At 66.5% G+C, this 752-nt stretch carries 1 protein-coding gene; it reads right to left on the reverse strand.

Features of this window, described 5'->3' with window-relative positions; translation table 11 throughout:
* A partial coding sequence (locus IE258_RS40755; protein WP_444545814.1) for a COG1470 family protein occupies positions 1–752 on the reverse strand: 752 nt, incomplete at both ends.

Consider the following 752-nt stretch of genomic DNA (forward strand, 5'->3'; position numbering starts at 1 on the left):
GCCTGCTCGGTCTGCTCCGTCGCACTCGTACGGACCTGCGGCTTGTACGCGATCCAGATCATCACGAACGCGATCGCCAACGCGAGGAAGATCCCGAAGAACGTCGCCAGCCAACGCGGCAGAAACCCACGCTGGACATACGTCCCCTCGATCTCCGTCGGATCCACCCCGGACCGCCGCACCGCCAGCGTGTACGGCCGCTCCTCCTTCGCACCGAACCAGATGATCTGCTTCGGCTTCAGCGTCGTCTCCACGAACGCCGCACGACCCGGCTCGATCTGCACATTCCCCGGACGCACCTCGTACGACAGATGATCACCATGATCACTGCCCGCGATCGACGCCGTCACCTTCGTATTACCCAGGTTGTCCACCGCGAGCCGCGGCCGACCCCGGAACCGGCCCTTCACCGTCGGCGGCACCAACTCCGCCCGCACCTCGGTGAACGACGTGATCGTCAGATTCCCCTCCGGAACCGTCACCGCATCCGGATGCTCCGTCGGCAGGATCCGCACCGCATACGGATTCGGCCCCGCCACCGCGTCAGGGGTGCGGGGCGGAGCGAACGTCAGCTCCACCGTCCCCGTCGTCCCCGGATACAACCGCAACGTCTGCGGCTCCACCGTCGTCCAGGGAGCCACATCCCCCACCGGCTCGAACCGATACTCGTCGACGACATCACCGGTATTACGCACCCTCAGGCGCACACGCGTACTACTGCCGGGGTCCACAGTCGCGGACGCGGGCTCCAG

Source organism: Streptomyces tendae, from assembly GCF_014650435.1.
Taxonomy (GTDB): domain Bacteria; phylum Actinomycetota; class Actinomycetes; order Streptomycetales; family Streptomycetaceae; genus Streptomyces; species Streptomyces tendae.